Source organism: Herbaspirillum sp. DW155, assembly GCF_037076565.1.
GTDB lineage: Bacteria > Pseudomonadota > Gammaproteobacteria > Burkholderiales > Burkholderiaceae_D > Herbaspirillum.
In genome coordinates this window covers 4,790,733-4,810,911 of the sequence record NZ_AP029028.1, presented here as the reverse complement: position 1 = coordinate 4,810,911, position 20,179 = coordinate 4,790,733, and the positions used below count along the sequence as shown (strand labels likewise).

Below are 20,179 nucleotides of genomic sequence, written 5' to 3'. Positions count from 1 at the left end.
TAGGGTGTATTTATCACTAATTCGTTGACGCCATACATTTATCGTGATAAATTGACCTCGACTGGTGAGTATTACACCTTATATGGTGTTTTTTACATAGTCATTTATGCCTGGATCTTAGAAAACCCGGAAATATAGGACTTTTGCGCGGTTCGGCGCATTTTTGCTCAGGGCTAACGCCCCCAATTCAATTCGAAAGTTGAGGAAATCGCATGGATACGAAACATTTGGTCAAGCTCGTTGGTTACAAAGTCATTCCCTATCGCAATAAAAATACTGGTGAGCCAGAGGAAATACGACTCGCACAATGCGTTATCACTTCCGAAAATATCGAGAAGGGGCCGCAGGTGATTGTTGGGGAACTCATGATGCCTAAGCATCTTCGAGATACTCCTCTTGGCGATTACATCGCTGAATTTGAAATCGCCGTCGATAAAACTTTGCGTATCGGCGCCAGGCTGACCAATCTCCATCCCATCGGCGCAGGAGCCCCTAGCGCACGTCCGTCTTCAAGTAAAGAACAAGAAAAGAAAGCTGCGTAGAAATGGCAGCAGGCTCAGTTCAGACGGTCCTGGTCTGCGTTCCCTCTCAATTTTCCCAAGCCCCATGTCCTGCAGGAACGGCGATTACCGTCGCCAAAGCATATTTGATTGATGAGTCACAGGCATCGAGCGTCGAGGCCCAGAACGCGCCTTTTGACTATGCCTATGCCTCGGGACTTTGGGGAATGGGATTCAGCTTTGTAGTGGGATTGTTCTTAGTTTCGAAGTCGGCCGGAACGATCCTAAACATGATTCGCAGGTAGCGAGTAACCGACCGGACGGTAATCCGGATTTTTATAGGAGAAATTTATGAACAAATTCGTGAAGCGCGGTATGGCCGCTGTTGTCACTACCGCCGTAGCAGGTTCGGCAATGGCGGCTGGAGGTGGTCCGGATATGACCGGTCTGACGTCCGCCGTGGACTTCGGCACAGTGACGACGGCTGTCTTGTCGATTGCCGGCATGTTGGCTGTTGTTTACATCGCAGTGAAGGGCGCGAAGATCGCGCTGGCCATGCTGAAAGGCGGCTAATCGGAAGTGCCAGTGGGGTGCGAAGCTGCACCCCATTTTTTGTGTATGGAGCGTGTGATGACGATCAATCAGCTTTGGTATCTAGCGATGTTCATGTGGGGGATCGCTTCTGCATGGGCGGTAATCGAAGGTTTAAAGAACGGATGATTCTATGGAAAAGATAATTTTTCTAGTCCTGTGTATTTTCTATTTCCTCTCCCTTGCCTTCCAGTTTCTGAATGACGATTTTGATCATTGGTCAGATCCATTTATCCACGCATTCTGCCGACCTCTTGAGTTAATCGGTTATCAGCGCGCGCTCTTTCTCTTGTTGGTCGTCGTACTAATCGCTCTGGCTATTCCTATCGAATTTCTTTGACTATGTGTAAACACATTTTTTGCTTCGTGATGGGGCTGCTGGTCATGTTGAGAGTCGATGCCGGAGCACTTCCAAATTTCTCCGGCTCGGTCAATAAGGCTGTTGCTCAGACCATCGAAAAAACGGCAATACGGCGAGGATTTGCAGCCAACGACCCAAGGGTTGCGGTCACTTATACAGGAGTTGCCTCCGTTGCAGCGGGTATCGCTGCTGATGTTGCAGTAACCGCCGCGACTGCTGCTACTGCGCCAGTTTGGCTTTCATTAGCTGCCGGTTTGGGGGCTGCGGCTATCGTCGGCGGTCTTGCGTATGGCGCTTACAAGGTCTTTTTTGATGACGATAGTTCTGCCGCAAAATTTGTCCTGCGAACGACCGCCAGTACGCCAACTGGAACAGTGACCACGCCTAGCGGTAGCAACACATATGTTCAAAGCGGCTTGAAAGTGGACAGTCTTAACCATTTAGTGGGGTCTACTCGGTTGCGAATTCCCAATGGTATGCCGTTCAATTTCCACGGTATTAGCGTGTACTGCGATGATCCAACTATCTGCATGCAGCTAGCGGTTCAGGGATGGATCAATATAGGCGGTGGTACGGGGGCCGTGTTCGATGTGCCATGCAGTGCTGAAGTGAGTTCTGTCATTACGTGCGGCGCAAGAAGAATTGGATCTGGTGGAAATACAACGCCTCAATCCTCTTGGATGGTTGGCACCTATCAATTCAGTATGGTCAATAATTCTTTGTATTCGGCTACAGTCAAAGGAAAGATTTCTGATATCGCGGCCGCAGTCCCTCAAACGGAACTGGATAAGGCCGCCGACGCCTCAGTAATCGCAGCTTTGGCCAACATGCTGTGGCAGCGAGCCGCGTCTCAACCTGGCTATCAGGGCGTTCCATATTCCACCACAGACCCGGTTACAACTGCCGACGCGGCTAGTGTGCAGTCGGCTAATCCATCTACCTGGCCTAGTAATTCGGAACTTATCGCTCCCGTGTCGAGCGGCGCAGGTCAAGCCGTACCGATATCTCCGTCTATAACGCCAGGACAACCTTCATCGAATCCTGGTACCGATCCGGGCGTAGGAACAAACGTCAACGTGGTAAACACTCCGAATGTGAACGTCGTCAACAAGGTTCAGGTGGATCTCGGAGCTGACCCGGCTGTCACGACGCCAGCGCTGGAATCAGCCCCGACCGCGAAAATGATCCTTGACCCGCTGCTGAACCTCTTTCCAACGGTGAAGAATTTTGCGGTTCCTTCTCATGACTCAATCTGTCCCAAGCCGACCATGAATTTGTTCGGTAAATCGCTGGTATTGAGCGTGCATTGCGATCTTCTCGAATCGATCAGAGCAACACTGTATGCAACGATGGCCTTCGTTTGGACCATCGCTGCTATGTTTATCGTCCTGAGGGCCTGAGAATCATGTTTGCGATTTTAGCGTCAGCGGTCAATGTTCTCCTTGGCTTCGTCTTCAGGTCAGTGATAGTGAAGTTCGTTTTGTACTTCGGCCTATTTTTTGTTGTCACTGAGTTTCTTCAAATACTTTCTCCGCTCTTGCCTACAGCCTCGGGCCTAACAAATTCCCTGGCGGGAGTGCCGAGTGGGGTGTGGTACTTCCTCGACCTGTTCAATATCTCTTACGGAATGCCAGCGCTGCTATCCGCATTCGTGACGCGATTTGTCATTCGCCGCTTACCTATCATCGGATAGCTTATGCCCATCAATGCATATACCGGCCTGATGCGCTCTGGAAAAAGCTATGAGGTCGTGTCGGAAGTAATCTTGCCAGCAATCGCTCGTGGTCGACGCGTGGTGACGAATATCGACGGCATTTCCGAATCGAAAATTCATCAATATATCTTTGAAAAACAAAACATTCCTCTCGCGTCTTTGGGGAAAGTAATTCATGTCGATAATCAGGACGTCTTTCGGGAAGATTTTTTTCCCTATTTCGATGACATGAAGAGCGCTCACGTCAACACTGTCGTCCAGCCGGGGGATATTGTCTGCATCGATGAAGCATGGCGGTTCTGGGGCGCTGGAAAGATTCACAAAAACCATCAGTCATTTTTTCTAGAGCATGGGCACTTCACTGATGAAGAGACTGGTGTGGCATGTGATCTTGTCTTGATGGTGCAGGACATCAGTACGCTAAATCGATTTTTAAAAAATGTTGTTGCTTTCACGTTTAAGACGCATAAGAAGGTGTCGTTGGGCATGAACAATACCTACAGCATCAACTGCTGGGAGGGATACAAGCTCAATAAGGCGACGCTGGTTGGTACGTGGATACGCAAATATAAAAAAGAGATTTTCCCTCTCTATAGTTCGTTTAAAGGTGGAGTTAGTGGAAAGACTGAGACGGTCGATCAGCGGCAGAATAAATTTAGTGGAAAGCGGATCTGGATCACTCTGGGAACCCTCTTAATAGAACCCATTTCATAAATAGGCGTGAGTGCGAGCGAGTCCCGTTTGGGATGAAGTGCAAGGCGCGAATTTGGGTCAAGACTGGGCGTCTTGACCCAAATTCGTAACGCAGCAATTCGCCCAAACGGGCCGCTCCCTCCGGGTTCTGTCCAGAAAGGGCGCTGGCCGCGTTGCGCTCCTTGCGTGTGGCACCGCCACACGACGCGTCGCGCGCCTTGCCAGCGCCCTTTCTGGACAGAACGCATCTCACGCCTATTTATGAAATGGGTTCTAGTCACTTTGGGCTGCGGATTTGCTATATGGCGCTTCTTTCATCCTAAACAAAGCAACGAAGCACCTGACAAGTCAGTTGCTCAATCTGAAATCGCTGCAAAACCGGCTCCCCGAGGTTCACCAGATCCAATAGCGCCGCTTCAGCGCAGTGAGATATGGCGTATTGTCGGCAGCTACATGGTGCGTAATGAGTCATTCGTTGTGCTGGCTGATTCTCGCGGTGTTTTAAGAGTTGAGTCTCCCTCGCTCTTCAGTGGATCACGCTATTCAATGACGGGGAGTGTGGATCAATCATTAGTGACGATCTGGACAGGGTCTGCTGGCGGACCTGTGGGCACCGATGCCGTAGTTAAACCTCCTCTGCCTCCTCTTGGCCAGATGCCTACTAATCGCCCTTAACGACCATGAAAAAATTATTGTTTGTGATTCTTCTGTGTTTCGCAATACCGTCGTTCGCCGGGAAGAAAGAGGTGGTGCCATCACACTTGGAGTTTCGCGAAGTGCGGATTGCAGAGGTCGTTCAGTTGATATTTGCAGAAACAAAAGACACGCCTTACGTGATTGACCCAGAGGTCTTGGCGGACAAACGGATCGTTTCCTTTCGATACGATGCTCAGATGGGGGACTTCTCCCGATTTCTCTCTGGTTTTCTCGAATCGATCGATTTAATGGTTACTAATCGCGACGGAATCACATATATCGCGAAGAAGGTTAAAGAGGCGCAGGTCGAGCTGCCCGCCGACGCATATGTGTATCGGCCTCGATACAGGGATGGGTCGTACTTGAGTGATCTTTTGGCTCCGCTATTCAAAGGCCAGTTCACCGCGAAAAAGGCAATTCATGCTGCTCCAGAAAACATGGCGCCTCAACAATCGGTCCCCCGTGGCTCTGCTGCTGCACTTATTGATCGAAGAAGCGACACGTTGGTATTTCTGGGGTCAGTTGAGGAGATTGCTCGGCTGAAGCAAGTCTTGCCGCAGGTGGATACCCCCAAGAAAAGTGTCATGGTTCAAGCTATTTTGTACGAGGTTCAAACCTCCAATAGCGACGGAAGCGCGTTCAATATCGCGCTGAATCTTTTAGGAGGAAAAGTCAGTGGTTCGCTTGGTCAAGCAATTGACCCCATGGCGAACGTTTTCAAGTTCGCTAATGTCAGCATCAGCGCTGTTTTATCGAACCTTTCTTCTGATAGCCGTTTCAACGTGGTTTCAACGCCGAGTTTGCGCGTGACCTCGGGGGAAACAGGGCATCTGGTCGTCGGCCAGGATGTTCCTGTGTTGTCTCAAGTTAGCTATGGCGGAAATGGAAATACACCGTTGCAATCCGTCGAGTACAGGTCGAGCGGTGTCATATTCGATCTCCAGCCAATAGTGCGTGAGTCCATAGTGGATCTTGATCTTACGCAACAGGTTTCCAATTTTGTCAGTACCAACACGGGGGTGAATGCTTCGCCGACATTGATAAAGCGTGAGATAAAAACTGCGCTGTCCATGGAGGACGGGGAATTGGTCGTGATAGGCGGCGTTGCAGAGGATAAGAACAGTAATTCACGCAGTGGAATTTCCTTTCTTCCGAAGTTCTTTCAGTCGACAAACTTTAGCAATACAAAGACAGAGATTCTTCTTATTCTTAAGCTGACGCGTATTTAATCTATGACGCTACTTTCACAAAATCGCATAAAAAAAATCCGTGAGCGCTTCACTGGTCGCGTGAGGTATGTCGCCGAGTCGCAAATCAAAATTCGTCGTGGAAAGCTATGGGTCAAGATTAATCCACGTCTCTTGCGTAGAGCGCGTCTCTATCCAGGAAGCCCAGTAGTTACCTTCGCTAAGCCGGACGCGGGAATGGTGGTGGTGAGACGCTTGCGGTACGCCAAGAGTAACGGTGGCCGCGCTGGTACCTACTGAACAGGTATTAAGTGCGGATTAAGCGCCCGTTTTTGAAGTTAAAAATATTGCGCAAGATATAGCCATCGTAATCCATGATTCGCGCCACTAATTGGCGCATGTTCTTGCAAAAGAATTGCCGTCCATCCGGGCGCGTCCAGATGAATGCAGCACCCTTTCGTATCAGATTGCGGACATACAGCGTCAGGCGTAGTTGCTTCCACGGCGGGACGAAGTTGGACGGTGCCAGCGCCTTACGCTTGCGCTTGAAGTGAGCGAAGTAAGGTTGATACGGGAAATGCAGCATCGGCAGTTCTGGTTGTTCCATGATCGCGCCTTCGAGGAGTTGTTAAAGCTGACCGGGTTCCTAGATTCGGAGCCCTCCGTAAGACCGGCGGTTTCGGTCGTTTCGACTCCACCGCCTGCCGCCGTTTTCCTGAGTTCTTCGCCCGATGATCGAATAGACGGCGCATGAGGCTTTTGCCGCAAGGGGGAAGGTTTGTAAAAGCGCGGATCCTGGCGCTTTTATGAATGCCCCCTTGCGGCAAAAGACGCGCCGGCTATCGTTCATCGAAAGGCGGAGAACTCAGGAAAACGGCGGGTGGTTGATCGGAGAAACGGCCTCAAGCGCCTATGAGTGCGCAGCACTCACTGATTAGGTTCTATGTGTCCGATTGCCTGCGTCGCGGCGTTAGCTGTCGGAGATTTTGGTAAGTGATCCCACGTGTGGCGGTGCGCTTGGTCGCGGCGCCCGCAACGTAGTGAGGACGGCGCGAGCGAAGCGCGCGCCTAAACTTGTATTAGGGACACTTAACGGATGGCGAAGAGTGATTGGTGCCTCGGGGGCAGAAATTGGCAGTGGTTTTGAAATAGGTTTTTGTTTTTAAAAATAAAAAGAGACGCAACACCGGCAAGTGTTCGTCTCCATGATCAACGCAAAAATAGGGTTGCGCTAATGACTAGAAATATAGGCGATGGGTCTTTTTTAAACAATGATTTCCAGCCGGATGGATGTCGGCTTGCAACAGATGAGGAAACCGCAAATTGGCTGCTGGATGATGGCCCAGTCCTTAAGACTACGTGGATGGTATACGACAGGCAATTTCCGGACGGGCAGCGGGAGATATGCGCCAGTCGCTTCGTTCGTATAAAACAAAGCGGGCCACTTCCATACGCGAATAGAGCTAAGCGGGGAGAGTCGGAAAAGCGTGCGGAAAATAATGATGACAGCGCTAAACGTGCCAGGCAGGCTGTACGTCTTCGTTGTAAATCTATTCGTGCAGACCGGATGCTGACGTTGACCTATAGAGAAAATATGAAGGATTGGGTGAGATTGTTAAAGGATTGGGACGCTTTTCGCCGCCGTATGTCCAGGTATAAGCAGTTTCACTATGTGGCTACTGTAGAGCGTCAGGAGCGTGGCGCTTTTCATATTCATGTCGCTGTCCATGGGCGCCAGGTGTATCAGCTAATTCGTTCAATTTGGCAGCGTATTGTTGGTTTGGGGCCAGATGGTAAGCAAGGTGGACAAATTAATGTTCGCGACCCGCACAAGTTTGGATTTGGTAAAAATGGAGCGCATAAGCTGGCTGGTTACATCAGCAAATATATCTCCAAGGATCAAGGTTCCCACGGATTGAATAAGAAACGCTATTGGACCTCGCGGGGAATCGTTGTGCCAGAAAAGAATTTTTACCAACTCCCCTACGGTACAACAGAGTTTGAGGCCTATTCGCACGTCATGCAGATTGCGGCAACAGATAACAACGATGGAATGAATTTTTTCGCAAATTCTGCACTTGGAGTGTGCTGGATTGCTACAGCTCCTAAATTTGAGGATCGGGGGGCTGCTTGATATTTTTGACGAACGATGAGTTGCGTGAATTGACTGGATACGCCTACTGCTCTCATCAGATTCTATGGTTGAGAAATCATAACTGGAAATTCGAGGTGAGCGGACAGCGTCGACCGAAAGTGGCGAGAGCGTATTTTGAGTTACGCATGCTAGGGAAAGATGTTCAGTCTAGAAGTTTGGTTGTAGAGGATTTGAAGCGTCCAAATTTTTCTGCTATTGGAAAAATGCTGCGTAAATAATTATGGGAAGAAGGCGACAAAATAATCACAATTTACCTCCTCGCATGAATCTCAAGAATGGACGGTACTATCATGTGTCAGGTAGCTCTCCTCGAAAGTGGACGCCACTAGGTGACGATATAAACGAGGCTCGAAGGCTGTGGGCAGAAATCGAGTGTGAGCCGGTTAGCACTGATGACAAGACATTCTCGGTGGTAGGCGCTCGCTATATGCGGGAGGTCTTGCCAACGCTTAGAGCGCATACTCAGCGTGATTATCAGCAATATTTTAGGTTGCTAGAGGCCGTATTTGGATCCATAGCAATTGATGTCATTAGGCCATACGATATTGCGGAGTATCTGCGCGTCAGAGGTGAGACTTCGAAGGTCAGGGCAAACAGAGAAAAGGCATTATTCAGTACGATCTTTAATCACGCACGCTCATGGGGATATACAGATCTAACTAATCCGTGTATCGGCATAAAAGGTCATAAGGAAAAGGCTAGGGACAGATATGTCTCTGATGATGAATATAGATCTGTTTGGGCGTGCGCTCACCCCACTGTCCAAGACGCAATGGATTTGGCTTTATACACTGGCCAGCGTCCGGCAGATGTGCTGAAAATTACGACTGATGACATACATGACGGGAAGCTAGCGATTACGCAGAATAAGACAGGGAAGAAGCTAAGAATTTCTATTGAGGGGGAGCTTGCAGAGGTTGTTCAGCGAATTATGCAGAAACCCCGTCAGTCGTCAGATAAGATGCTATTGCAGGACGCTGATGGCTCTTCGCTTACTTACTTTGCGCTTCGATCTCGGTTCGATATCGCAAGGAAAAAAGCCGGTGTAAGTTTTCAGTTCAGAGATATAAGGGCGAAAGCCGCGACGGATGCTGAGGATCTGGCTCATGCACAGAGTCTCTTGGGGCATAAAAATAGAAGCACAACAGAGATTTACACAAGGGAGCGACGTGGCGAGATAGTGCGCCCGCTGTTGAAGAGGAAGTAATGTGAAGGGCTTAAATGGAGGAATTGATGGCTTGTGTGGATTTTAAAGACATCGCGATAGTTTTAAGTAGTGCGATAGCTGCGATAGCGACTTTGTCGGGGGTAGCGATTACTAATTTCTTTAATCATAGGCTCGCCAAATTCAATCTTGAATCTGAAAATAAGCAGAAGGATAAGGAACGAAAATTAGAAAAGGTCGAAGAGATTTATTTCTTATACGAAAAATGGGAAGTCGAATTCTCAAAGATTTATTTGAACAATCTGCGATGCTATCTCAAGAAGCTGTCGTATTCCCAAGTTATGGAGCTTACGAAGCCATCGGAAATGCTGCTCCCTGGGGAAGCCCAAAAAATAAAAATGCTCTTGAACGTGCATTTTCCTCTTTTGGCAGAAGCTTATAAACCAGTCGATGATGCCCGTAGGAAGATCGCCCAGTTTTTGTGTGATCCTGCCGAAAGTAAGTTGACCGCGGATAGTTTTATTGCGGCTCAGAAGAATTTCGAGGCAATCTCGGCCGACTTCAAGAAGAAGATTAGCGAGCAGGCAAATCCTGTTGTCTAGGCATTTTTAGCTGTCCTAGCCGGGCTTCTCCCCAAAAACCATCTGTACTAGTTTTATTTGTGATGTAAATTTCCCGTTGGGGCCGGTGGCTGGAATATGAATAGCATTCCAGCCAATTACTTGGGTCGCGCAGGTGGTGGCGGCGGCGGATTTGGGGGCGCATGCCTTTCTGTAAGGGGAATTGGCTGTTGGTTGCTGTCTAAGGTATTTTTCATATTCTCTTTCGTTAATTATTCTTTGACGCGGTTATTTAACTCCACCTGACATTTTTCTCTTAGGCTTTGGGTCAGGAGGACATCGTGCTTCAGTCTTTTGATTTCATTTGCGTAACGCTTGCGAAACCCTAGAAGCTCATCTTGGAATGATTCGATTGGGAACTCAGGATTAATGCGCATTTTCACTCTGAAGCTCTCCAGGTCAATGCGGAGCGTCGAAAATACAATCCTACTATTAGGGTGGTCGCGCAGTTTTTCTGCCACCGTCAGTTGTTTGGCGAAGATTACGAGAAGCGCGCTCGCTGTAGTGAGCAGCGGCCACACCCAAGAATAATCAGGATGTTTCCATAATGCCCATCCTGCAACAGCGGAACTGCCGGAAGTAACGGCAGCAGCAATTTTCGTTACATGATCAAAATAGGACCATCGACCGATTAGGGCGTCTTCTACTATCTCGGCATAGTAAGTTTGGTAATAGCTGAAATATGCAGCATTCCAAATTTCATCGCGTGGGTCTGTCGCCATTTTTTTCTTTTTTAATCTCCATCACAAGCTCTAGAACGAGTAGCTGATGGGTGAATTGTAGAAAACAGCGTTGAATTGTAGAAAAGCGGACTAGCCGTTATTCACAGTTAGTCCGCTTCGTATTTGGTGGCCCGGGGCGGAATCGAACCACCGACACAAGGATTTTCAATCCGATCTTCGTTCGCCATTAAAAGACGCAAAGCTATGAAGATCTTAAAATATGCGCACTAAATCTTGCCAATGACTTACCAAGGCCACTATCGCACTACTTCCTTCTCGAAGCACCAAAAAGAAAGCCGAGCGCAGAGCTGATTAGGCCAAAAATATACTTTTGTGCATCTGCTAACCGCTGACTATCGTTGCCTTGGCCAACAGGCAGGAACAACGTAAGAATAAATACACAGACGCATACAATTGCGATGAGACCAGCAATATTGGTAGGAGCAGCCGTGTTACCAAAAAATTTCCCAAGCCACCCGAGATCCTGCTCATTCTGACGAAGCTCATATTCCCGCCCGGTATCTTCGAAGAACTTTTGTTCATCCCTACCAGTAGGTGCTTTGCTTTTGCTCTTGCCGTTGGTGGCAGGTTTAGATGACTTTTCAGCGCTTGGGTCAATTACGAGCCCGTTTTTATCATTAGCTTCAAGTGCACCCGGCAGCCCGCTTTCAGACGACCCAGAGGCGGCTTCACCAGAAGATGCAGCCGCCTTTCCCCCCCTACGGCTTGTCACCATGCAGTGCCTCCCTGTGCCGCTTGAGCTGGATTAATACGTCGAACAGCCTCACCAAAGTGCTCTTGGATAGTAGGAAATGGGATATCAGCACCGTGCATACCTTCAGAATTACGCCATGTGATATCCCACGGGCTGCCTGCCGCATGAGTCATTTCAGACAGCGCGATACCGGTGTACGGACCGTAGCTATTCCAAACATTGTTTAAAAAGTGCAACAGGCCGGGGTCTGTCGGCAGAGGTACATCTTGAAAAGAGCCATTCACGAAACCCTTTGCTTTGCTACGAATTGCACCAGCACCGTAAGGCTTAAATTCGTGATAAAGCGAAGGTATTACTGGCCCATACTGCCATGCCTCGACGTTCTCATTAATGAGCGGTTTCCCAAAATGTCCAGCAAACCAACCATGAGCGTAGTACACCAATTTTTGCAACTTCATTGGATCAATGCTTTGTCCTTCTCGGGCGGCAGCTTCTAAAAAGAAGTTCGCTATTGATTTTGGATCATACATTGCTCTCTCCTTAAAACTTTGTACGCGTGATGCTACAGGATATGGGGACACAATTCCCAGTTTTCCACATACTGTTCATTTATACAGCAAATTTAGGGAATTTGTGTTACGAAACAGTGAAAAGTCCTTCTTTGGCTAAAAAACAAGAAGCGAACCTCTTTATCAAAAATTTCCTTGGGGAAATTTTCTAATAAAAACTGCTAATATTTAGCGAAACGGCGGAGCATCAGCCATAGCAGATGAGTCCGCGAACATAGGGCGGCGTATAAGGCCCCCTAAATTTTCCGCATAAATGGCCAAATGTGCAGCAGAAAAGTGTGCATATCTTAAAACCATATCGTAAGTGCGCCAGCCGCCAAGTTCCTGAAGGACATGCAAAGGAGTCCCTCCCTGTACATGCCAGCTAGCCCATGTATGCCTCAAGTCATGCCATCTGAAGTCCTCGATATGACAACGCTTTAGAGCTTTATACCAAGCAGCTGTAGATGTCTGCTGAATGCGCTCACCTTGATAAGTGAAGACGAAACGAGGATGACGGTTCAATCTCGATGCAAGGATAGCCAATGCATCCTGATTTAATGGAACAGCTAGAGCCCGTCTATTCTTCATCTCGTCATGATGCACCCATGCGACCTGACGGCGCATGTCTACCTGTGACCATTCAAGTCCGGTGACGTTGGTCTTACGCAAGCCTGTAGCCAGGCTGAAAGCTGCCATGTCAGAGAGGTGCTCAGGAAGTTCGTGAAGAAGCTTAACAGCCTCATCGCGCGACAAGAAACGGATGCGCGAACGAGGTTCAGTAAGCAATCGAATAAAGGGAGGTTCCTCTATCCATCCCCATTCACGATGGGCCAAATTGAGAACCGCGCGCAATAGCGAAAGCATACGATTGATGGTGGCGGCACGCACGCCGCTGCGCGATTTGCGGTCACGCAAAGCCCTGATAACATCACGGTCGATATCGGCCAGAGCCACATGTGCCAGGTGAGGGCGCAACCATCGGAAAATAGATTCATCAGAAAACATTGATGCTTTATGAGAGCGCTCCGTCTTCCAGCGCTCCTCTGCATCACTCCATGTAACCGGCGAAACCACTACACATCCCCTCGACGTGTAAAGAAGCGTTGAATCTTAATCTCACTTCGTGGGAAAAATTTCTCAAATTTCCTCAACGGTGGAACGCTAACTCTTTGCGGCTGCAAACCAATAGAACGAGTTGAGCCGGTCATGATACTGAGTGATGTCATCAAAGCCTCGCATCGCAAACTCTTGTGCAACGAGTACAACAATGTCGAAACTGTCGGTATCGGCTTTAAAATAAATTTTGTATTGGTTCGGCTTGGCGATCCCGCGTGATGCCCAATAGCTCTTCTTGTTGAAGCGCGCCTCTTCCAAATTCTTCGAAACATATTTGCTGATGTAGCTAGCGATCCGATGCGCCGAGTTACGGCCACGCGGTCTAGTGAAATCAACATTACCGTTATCCTTTCCGACGACTCGCCGCCACATAGAGCGAATCAGGTTCCAACTGCGAACGCGGACCCCATGCTCATCCTGAAGCCACGCCGGAAATTGCTGGCAAGCGATATGGACATGTAATGCACCTCGCTTTTGTACTTCCAGAGTTGCAACGTAATGGAAGTCGCCAACACTCCGCAGACGTTCTCGGAACGCTTTGAAATCCGCCTCAACGCGTGTGTAATCGGTCACGCACTCTCGATAGGTCAGCGTCAGCAAGCAATCTGCCTGGAGCATCTTCGCCAGCCTTCGTACCTTCGTCTTCGCCCGCCGTGCTGCCACAATTCGAGCTTTCTCATGATCGCCTTCACCTCGTTTAGTTGGCTCTTCACATTCCGTTGAATAATCGAAAATCTGTCCATCGCTATATGTCTCGCGGTTCTCATCGATAAACACCTCGATACAGTTGGGGAATTCGGTCACTGTCAGCGTTTTCCAACGCTGCACATCTGTTCCCGCAAAATATGAACCCAATGAAGCCTTCAGATTGGCGTTAGCCGCAACCTTATCTATACTCGTTGTAAGCACAATTTTTCCTCGCTAGCGTTGTGTGAGCCCGGCAGCGTTGGCGCGCTGATCCGGGTATTTTTACGTCTATCAAAAACCACTTTTCCAACTCGCCGAAAAGGCTGTTCTTTCTGTGTTTTCCTTAAGTGTTCTAGGTACAAGTCTAGGCGCTCGCTTCGCTCGCGCCGTCCTCGCAAGCTGCGGGCGGCGCGATCTTGCTGCGCCTCTTTTTTGTTACGCGTAACGGAAATTCCCCGCCCTCATCGAGCGCCGCAGCGCCTTGGATCAACCGCATAAAACCTGACTTGTGAGTGCTTTGCACTCATGGGCAGTTGAGGCCGTTTCTCCGATCAACCCGCCACCGTTTTCCAGAGTTCTCCGCCTTTCCGATGAACGATAGCCGGCGCGTCTTTTGCCGCAAGGGGGTATTCATAAAAGCGCGAGCAACCGCGCTTTTACAAACCTTCCCCCTTGCGGCAAAAGCCTCATGCGCCGTCTATTCGATCATCGGGCGAAGAACTCAGGAAAACGGCGGCAGGCGGAGGAGTCGAAACGACCGAAACCGCCGGTCTTACGGAGGGCTCCGAATCTAGGAACCCGGTCAGCTTTAACACCACCTCGAAGGCGCGATCATGGAACAACCAGAACTGCCCCTGCTGCATTTCCCGTATCAGCCCTACTTCGCCCATTTCAAGCGCACACGTAAGGCGCTGGCCCCGTCCAACTTCGTCCCGCCGTGGAAGCAATTGCGTCTGACGCTGTATGTCCGCAATCTGATGCGCAAGGGTGCTGCCTTCATCTGGACGCGCCCAGATGGCCGTCAATTCTTCTGCAAGACCATGCGCCAACTGGTGGCGCGGATCATGGACTATGACGGCTATATCCTGCATACGCTTTTCCAGTACAAGAGTGGGCGTTTGATCCGCACCTGATTTATAGGCGTGACACCTGAAGGACGAGAAGAATTTCCGTCTTGCTGTTCTGCCCGGTGTTGGAGCGCATCCAATCAGGCAGGAACGAGAAACCAATGCGGCCTGAGCTTTCCCGATTCTCCGCAAGACCACCGATGATGACGACATCACCGTCAGCGACCGATAAGGACGTACTGACTTCGCGCTTGGTCAGCGTGGGCGAATTGTTGACGCCGGTTTGCGTGACGATGAAATTTGATAGCTGCTGGCCGACTGTCAAATCCACTACTGACTCTCGCACGATCGGTTTCAGATCGAAGATAACACCCGAGCTGCGATATTCCACCGACTGCACCGGAGCGCTTCCATTCCCCGGATAACTGATCGCACCCAGCACAGGCACATCCTGACCAACAGCAAAGCGACCAGCGGCACCAGACCGAACACGTAGCGATGGCGCGGAAATCGTCTTGAAGCGGCTATCGCTGGAGAGCGCTGCAAAGACGGCATCAATGGACGCATTCTTGAGGCGTACAAAACCATCGAGCGGGGAAGGTTGCGAAACGCCCGCAGAGACGGTGCCGCCGAGCAGATGCAGCGCGAGAGAAAACGCCGAACCTTCAGCCCCATTGGAGGCGACTTCAAACACCTGGCCCCGTACCATCACTTCCCCTTGGCGCGTATCCAGTTGCGCAAGCAACCCGGACAGTTTCTTGATGTCTGTTTCCGTCCCATTGAACACCAGCGCATCAGGATCGGTATCAAGCAGAGAGGCGGCAGACCCTGCAGGAGCAGGCGCTTTCGATTGACCGGTGGCTGCATCTGCCGTGATCGCTTGCGGCGCACCGTGAACAGAGCGCGTGGAGGTAAATTCCCCTTTCGGGAAAAGGCCGCGCAATAGCTCTACCAGATACGTCACATCCCGATACTTCGGTCGATAGATGAACGGCTCTTTGTCCGGCTCCACTTCTTTCACAATCCCGACGATATCAACGCCATTCACTGTGCGCACTGATAAACCGAGTAGGCCCATGAAGCGAGAAACTTCAGATCGAGCAGAAACGCCAGTGCCGAAGCGGAATGAGACAAGCCGTTCATCGGCTACGACTTCAGGCTGTATCAGGTATGGCGTTTTGAGGATCTGCGTATACATCGCTTCAACCGCTTCCGCCACGCGCACCCGCGAGAACTCCATTGCGCTATCGGACTGTGGCGGCGCACCAGCGGGAAGCGGCATAGACAAGGGCATGAAAGGAAGCAACGGGCCAGCAGGGGCAGCGACCGCGAGCGCGCTATAAGCCATCAGTAACGCAGTAATCATGCGCTTCATTTCTTCCCCTCGATATGAACTGGATGAATGACTGCGCCGGAATAGCGCGTCACCTTGGCACCATCAATTTCCCCAATGGTTTGCGGTCCCATCTGGACGAACATTGAGGGAGATTCGTAGCGCAAACGTCCAGCCTCATCCGCAATGACGACATAGCTTGTCGTGCCGAATCGCGCCGTCCCTACAATCCGCCACGCGTCCGAGAATGCGGGCTTTGCGGTCTGTGACGCAGACTGCTTTGCGTTGTTAGCATTCGCGTCTTGCTTCCCTGCCTGAGCTGATTCGGCGACCGGCTTAGGATGAAAAAAGCGATTGATGCTGTACAGACCAACCACCAAGGCCACCAACAGAACACCCGCCGTCATCCAGATCTTTTTACGCGCCAGCATGTTTTGGCGCTTATCGACATTGACTATTTTCCCGTCCGCCCCGCCCTTGAATGAGGAATACAGAGGAAAGATATCTTTACGGTACTTGCGCAGTTCGACACTGATCCGCGCTGCCTTGCTCTGCTTATTCCCCTCGAAAATCGACACGCTGTAATGCGTGGGCATGCCTAGAGATATTTTCTTGTGCGTGCGAATGTGGAACGCCACCACGTTCTTTACGAAGCGATTCAGCGTAGACATGTCCTGAATCATCAGGACCAAATCGCAGGCCACTCCCGTTTGCTCATTGGTGAAATGCCGATGTTCAAGGAAGAAGCTCTTATGCTCCTGCAAGAGATTCGCACCAGTGGCAGGCCAGAATCGCCACGCCTCATCGATGCAGACCAAATCCCCAGGCTGAACGATGGTATCGGTATGCGCACCTTTCTTGTCGTCGTAATAGGGAAAGAAATTGGCGAGCGCGACATCACCATTTGTCACATGGACCACCTCGCCTAGTTGCTCAGGAACTGGCTTGTATGTCTTTCCAATGTAGGCGCGGATCTTGTCTCCATCGATCCCGTCCACATTGGTTACGACGCGCCGCCCTTTGGCGATCGCCGGGACGATGACTTCCGCCACCACCTCATAACTTTTTCCGGAGCCCATCAGGCCGGTATAGACATTGATGCCCATGATTAGCCAATCAACGGGATGCGGCGAATCGTGAAGCGCGTCACGTAGGCCGAGAGCAGAAGCGGTATCCCGGCCTTGATATTGAATAGGTTCAGGAAATACCAGACCGCATTAGGAATGCCGCCAAAGGCATTCGTGAGTTGATCGCCAGTCGGAAGGAATTGCACGATGACAGCCATAAATTCAGTCGTCACAAAGAACAGTGCAAAGAACACGACGAATTTAACAATAATCGACCGCAGAACGAATGCAAGGACGGCATTGAGCGCAGACAGAACGATGCCAAACATGACTTGTTCCCCTTATGAGCGAAGGACAATGAACAGCGCTAGGAGCGCATAGACCACGGCCATTGCCGCATAGAGGGAAGACCTCGATTGCTCCAGGAGCGGACAGTGATCCTTCAACGCGATATCTTTGCCGAAAACCGGAACAGTCCAAGTCGGGCATTGCACATCCACACTAGGGACAACGAAGGATTTCAGTGTCGGAAAGATATTGCGCGTGGGCGCAATAATTTGCGTGGCCGTTGGAATGGGCTCCAAGGAGGGAGCGCCAATGCCGGGATCAGGTCCGAGGTTTTCCAGCGGCTGAGTGCTGGGATTGCTGCCTGCATTCGGTGCCGAACTGGACGGATCAACGGAAGATTGCGGAGTGCTGGAAGTAGGTAATCCAAACGGCGACGAGCTAGCCGGCGAACTAGAAACGGGGCCAGTACTCGGAATCGGATTGGTCACATTGCCGGTGCCCGGATCTACCGGTGTGGCTTGCTGAGGTGTTGCGAAGTCTCCTACGGTCGGCCAGTAATCGGGATGCGAGGATTGCCAATTGGAGACATCGCCGGTTGTGATCGGATTGGAGGCATCATACGGCAGACCATCGTAGCCGGACGAACCTGCAGCGCTTCGCCACGCTGCATTGGCGATATCGGCAATGGGTTGAGTTGGCAAAGGCGCTGCCAGATCAGAGGAGGACAGTGACTTGGCCGCGTCAGCAGCGCTCATCGAAGGGGCAGCAGCTAACTCTTTGAAATTGGAAGCGGGACAGACGCCGTTTGAGGCCGTGAGCTTGATGCCGGGACAGAGCGTTTTATTGTTGGAAGATTTCTGAGGTGCGCCCAGCGAGCCATTGTCTTCCGTATAGGAGCCGCCCGTATCAGAAACAACGGTGCGTATTAGGTGGCAGAAACCGTCTGAGTTCAAGACAGCGCGTTGCGTACCATGTCCACCGGAAATTGTGAAGTCAGAATACGATGCACCCAAACAAGCAGTGGCCGGAGAAGTCGCAACTGCATTGGAAAAGATATAAACGGTATCCGGAGGAGCGAGGCCCGCAGGCGTATTGATCGAGTTAGGGTTATCGCCAACTTGCACACTTCCGTTTTTGCCGTAGTACCACTTTGCTCCAAGATAGCCGATAGCCCAGCCAACAGCACCGGCCACTGCAAGCGCCCCAATGACAATCGCACCGACCGTCCCCCAAGCTACCAGCGTGCTAGAGGCGGCAGCAGTGCCACCGGCAGCAGCTTGGGCTTGCGTTGCCTTCACCACAGCATCCGTCAGAGGGTAAGAAGAACGCACCAACGTATTTGCCAACCGGGGATCAGATGCGGAAATGCCGTTGGATACGGCTTTAGCCTGAATCACACCGGCAAGCGCATTCTGTACTTTCGAAACCGGCACGTTAGCGCTACGCGCATCCAGCCAAACGGTCCACAGCGCTACGAGCAAGAGGAAATGGGCGCGCTTCATTTCGAAACCTCAAGGCCGACGACCACCGCCCACGCGCAAACCATGCCCCACGCGAATGCGATCAGATACCACCAGTTCGAGTAATTCACGCCTTCCCCCTTTTCGTATGGACGAAAAAAAGGACGATGCAGCGCTACATCGTCCCTGATTACAGCTTGGCGAACCTTAGGCCGACTTCAGGAACGCCATCACCAGCTTGGCCGCTTTCACGGTCACATGCACCACGGCCAGCACCGCACCGATGGCCAGAACGCCGGTCACGATGTCACCGGACGAGACAGCACCGGTGATCGAACTCAGATCCACAGTGGTGCCAGCAGCATGAGCAGGCACAGCAGCGACTGCCGCCACACCAGCAGCGGCGACGGCTGCACCCTTCTTGAACTTGGAGAGCACTTGCATGGTTTTACCCCTATAAAACGCCGGAAACGTCCGGCAGCGCTTGCCCGAGATAGGCAAATCTTTAGCAGAAGGCGCGGAAGATCAACACGAAGTCCAGCACCCAAAGAGCGGCGACGCCTGCCGCCAATAGTCCAGTTATTGCACCTGTTGACATTACCCCTCCCGAATCATTTGAAGTACTGCGCCAATGCAACGCCCGATCAGGAAACACGCCATCACCAAGGAGAAACCGGCAGTCCAGACACCAGCTACTGACGAGGCATCCGGGGAGTCCAGCGTTGTTTCCAGCAACCCAACCTGTAGCGCCGCTGTACCACCATCGCACGAGAGCTTGCCGTCTACTGACACGGTAGGCGCGGCATCTTGTGAGCAGTACAGGACGTACTTAGGCATCGGATTTATCGTTACGCGTAACGGAAATTAGAAAATCGAACTTGCGCCGCTGGCGAAACTCGCGCTGACGTTGTGCATTCGTTTTAGGTGCGAGCTTCGGCGGGCGGCCACGGCGGGGACTACTAAACAGATCCGCCGTGAATTTATCCGCCGCCTGTTTCATGGTCAGGCTGGTACGGCGGCAGAAGCAGCAGGCTTGGCTTGCGGGCGTGCAGCGCCACCAGCGTGCGCATGAAGCGCAGTGATGCGAGGAACAACAAGGCGCTCAAAACTCACATCCAGTTGGAATTCTGCGAGGTACTTGCCGGGAATCGTGTCCTTCAGCGAATCAGGCAACAGCAGTTCGCCCACCTTCGCCCCGTTGTCGCCGCCAGTGACGACGCATTGAGCCCGGTACATCTTCCAGGGATTGCCGGTCTTGCGGCTGACGCCGGAGGACTCTTGGACCGAGACGATTTCAATGAGGTGCTTGTTATCGATTGCAGACATGGTTTTTCCTTTGAACAGTTTTGGACCCACGCAGGGCGAATGAACGGCGGGAGAACGCATGTGCCATAATGCGCTCCAAGTGGTGTATAAACCGAATGGTTCATATCCCCATTCGTTGTGCGCAACAAATGGAGTGCACAACGAATGGAGTGCATAATAAATCAA

Annotated in this window: 22 protein-coding genes; 10 read left to right on the top strand and 12 right to left on the bottom strand. The window is 51.0% G+C overall.

From position 1 onward, the window contains the following. Positions 1–212: 212 nt before the first annotated feature. From AACH55_RS21950 to AACH55_RS21925, 6 genes are all read left to right on the top strand, one after another. Positions 213–542 (top strand): hypothetical protein, encoded by a 330-nt coding sequence (locus AACH55_RS21950; protein WP_338716771.1) that lies wholly within the window; start codon positions 213–215, stop codon positions 540–542. A 309-nt stretch (positions 543–851) separates the two neighbouring features. Then, positions 852–1,073 carry a hypothetical protein gene (locus AACH55_RS21945; protein ID WP_338716770.1) on the top strand — a complete coding sequence of 74 codons (222 nt, stop codon included), beginning with the start codon at positions 852–854 and terminating at the stop codon, positions 1,071–1,073. A gap of 387 nt (positions 1,074–1,460) precedes the next feature. Continuing rightward, entirely contained in the window at positions 1,461–2,852 is a 1,392-nt protein-coding gene (locus AACH55_RS21940) for a hypothetical protein (protein WP_338716769.1), read from the top strand. 5 nt (positions 2,853–2,857) lie between these two features. Then, entirely contained in the window at positions 2,858–3,145 is a 288-nt protein-coding gene (locus AACH55_RS21935) for a DUF2523 family protein (RefSeq protein WP_338716768.1), read from the top strand. 3 nt (positions 3,146–3,148) lie between these two features. After that, positions 3,149–3,880: a zonular occludens toxin domain-containing protein gene (locus AACH55_RS21930; RefSeq protein WP_338716767.1), complete on the top strand. Its 732-nt coding sequence runs from the start codon at positions 3,149–3,151 to the stop codon at positions 3,878–3,880. A gap of 659 nt (positions 3,881–4,539) precedes the next feature. Continuing rightward, positions 4,540–5,784 (top strand): hypothetical protein, encoded by a 1,245-nt coding sequence (locus tag AACH55_RS21925; RefSeq protein WP_338716766.1) that lies wholly within the window; start codon positions 4,540–4,542, stop codon positions 5,782–5,784. 265 nt (positions 5,785–6,049) lie between these two features. Here the strand turns inward: AACH55_RS21925 and AACH55_RS21920 are convergent, their stop codons facing one another. Beyond that, positions 6,050–6,349: a hypothetical protein gene (locus AACH55_RS21920; RefSeq protein ID WP_338716765.1), complete on the bottom strand. Its 300-nt coding sequence runs from the start codon at positions 6,347–6,349 to the stop codon at positions 6,050–6,052. A 549-nt stretch (positions 6,350–6,898) separates the two neighbouring features. Here AACH55_RS21920 and AACH55_RS21915 point away from each other — a divergent pair. From AACH55_RS21915 to AACH55_RS21905, 3 genes are all read left to right on the top strand, one after another. After that, positions 6,899–7,876, top strand: a complete 978-nt coding sequence (locus AACH55_RS21915) for a hypothetical protein (RefSeq protein WP_338716764.1) — start codon at positions 6,899–6,901, stop codon at positions 7,874–7,876. 283 nt (positions 7,877–8,159) lie between these two features. Next, positions 8,160–9,104, top strand: coding sequence for a tyrosine-type recombinase/integrase (locus AACH55_RS21910; RefSeq protein WP_338716763.1), 945 nt, complete (start codon positions 8,160–8,162; stop codon positions 9,102–9,104). Positions 9,105–9,118: 14 nt separating this feature from the next. Beyond that, positions 9,119–9,664 carry a hypothetical protein gene (locus AACH55_RS21905; protein ID WP_338716762.1) on the top strand — a complete coding sequence of 182 codons (546 nt, stop codon included), beginning with the start codon at positions 9,119–9,121 and terminating at the stop codon, positions 9,662–9,664. A gap of 230 nt (positions 9,665–9,894) precedes the next feature. On the opposite strand, the gene AACH55_RS21900 is transcribed toward AACH55_RS21905, so the two are convergent. From AACH55_RS21900 to AACH55_RS21880, 5 genes are all read right to left on the bottom strand, one after another. Beyond that, complete coding sequence (locus AACH55_RS21900) at positions 9,895–10,404, bottom strand: hypothetical protein (RefSeq protein WP_338716761.1); 510 nt, start codon at positions 10,402–10,404, stop codon at positions 9,895–9,897. 265 nt (positions 10,405–10,669) lie between these two features. Next, positions 10,670–11,140, bottom strand: a complete 471-nt coding sequence (locus tag AACH55_RS21895) for a hypothetical protein (RefSeq protein WP_338716760.1) — start codon at positions 11,138–11,140, stop codon at positions 10,670–10,672. After that, positions 11,134–11,649, bottom strand: coding sequence for a type II toxin-antitoxin system antitoxin SocA domain-containing protein (locus AACH55_RS21890; protein ID WP_338716759.1), 516 nt, complete (start codon positions 11,647–11,649; stop codon positions 11,134–11,136). Before AACH55_RS21890 ends, AACH55_RS21895 begins: the two co-directional genes overlap by 7 nt. A gap of 207 nt (positions 11,650–11,856) precedes the next feature. After that, positions 11,857–12,744, bottom strand: a complete 888-nt coding sequence (locus tag AACH55_RS21885; RefSeq protein WP_338716758.1) for a tyrosine-type recombinase/integrase — start codon at positions 12,742–12,744, stop codon at positions 11,857–11,859. A gap of 87 nt (positions 12,745–12,831) precedes the next feature. Beyond that, positions 12,832–13,695 (bottom strand): hypothetical protein, encoded by an 864-nt coding sequence (locus AACH55_RS21880; RefSeq protein ID WP_338716757.1) that lies wholly within the window; start codon positions 13,693–13,695, stop codon positions 12,832–12,834. Between the two features lie 611 nt (positions 13,696–14,306). Here AACH55_RS21880 and AACH55_RS21875 point away from each other — a divergent pair. After that, the gene (locus tag AACH55_RS21875; protein ID WP_338716756.1) at positions 14,307–14,606 is read left to right on the top strand and encodes a hypothetical protein; all 300 of its coding nucleotides are present in this window, start codon (positions 14,307–14,309) and stop codon (positions 14,604–14,606) included. Between the two features lies 1 nt (position 14,607). On the opposite strand, the gene AACH55_RS21870 is transcribed toward AACH55_RS21875, so the two are convergent. From AACH55_RS21870 to AACH55_RS21845, 6 genes are all read right to left on the bottom strand, one after another. Beyond that, complete coding sequence (locus AACH55_RS21870) at positions 14,608–15,915, bottom strand: type II secretory pathway, component PulD (protein WP_338716755.1); 1,308 nt, start codon at positions 15,913–15,915, stop codon at positions 14,608–14,610. Further along, positions 15,912–16,979, bottom strand: a complete 1,068-nt coding sequence (locus AACH55_RS21865) for a zonular occludens toxin domain-containing protein (RefSeq protein WP_338716754.1) — start codon at positions 16,977–16,979, stop codon at positions 15,912–15,914. The genes AACH55_RS21870 and AACH55_RS21865 overlap by 4 nt, the downstream gene beginning before the upstream one ends. A 2-nt stretch (positions 16,980–16,981) precedes the next feature. Beyond that, the gene (locus tag AACH55_RS21860) at positions 16,982–17,269 is read right to left on the bottom strand and encodes a DUF2523 family protein (RefSeq protein ID WP_017453338.1); all 288 of its coding nucleotides are present in this window, start codon (positions 17,267–17,269) and stop codon (positions 16,982–16,984) included. A 12-nt stretch (positions 17,270–17,281) separates the two neighbouring features. Next, positions 17,282–18,730, bottom strand: coding sequence for a hypothetical protein (locus AACH55_RS21855; RefSeq protein ID WP_338716753.1), 1,449 nt, complete (start codon positions 18,728–18,730; stop codon positions 17,282–17,284). Between the two features lie 165 nt (positions 18,731–18,895). Further along, positions 18,896–19,132 carry a hypothetical protein gene (locus AACH55_RS21850; protein WP_061790620.1) on the bottom strand — a complete coding sequence of 79 codons (237 nt, stop codon included), beginning with the start codon at positions 19,130–19,132 and terminating at the stop codon, positions 18,896–18,898. A 558-nt stretch (positions 19,133–19,690) separates the two neighbouring features. After that, complete coding sequence (locus AACH55_RS21845) at positions 19,691–20,014, bottom strand: hypothetical protein (RefSeq protein WP_338716752.1); 324 nt, start codon at positions 20,012–20,014, stop codon at positions 19,691–19,693. Positions 20,015–20,179 lie beyond the last annotated feature (165 nt).